General features: G+C 69.5%; 1 pseudogene. It reads right to left on the bottom strand.

Going from position 1 to position 233, the window contains the following annotated elements:
• A pseudogene (locus AC559T_RS18335) lies at nucleotides 1-233 on the bottom strand (cytochrome P450); the annotation flags it as partial.

Raw genomic sequence — 233 nt, 5'->3', positions numbered from 1 at the left:
GGCCTCGCCACGGGCGAAGACCCGGCCGGCCAGGCGGCGCTCCCGGAGCGCGACCCGGTTGGTGAACTGGACCGGGGGATCGAACCGGAGCAGCTCGTCCACGGCCGCGGGGATCAGGTCAGGCCGCTCGCGAAGCAGGTCGAGCTGGTCAGGATGACGGTTGAGTGCCAGCACCATGTTCCCGGTCATGTGCACCGTCGTCTCGTAGCCGCCGAAGAGCAGCAGCACACAGA

The organism is Frankia sp. Hr75.2 (assembly GCF_949319125.1).
GTDB classification, from domain to species: Bacteria; Actinomycetota; Actinomycetes; order Frankiales; family Frankiaceae; genus Parafrankia; species Parafrankia soli.
Note: the sequence above shows the minus strand (reverse complement) of the source record. Positions and strands in the feature narration are given on the sequence as shown.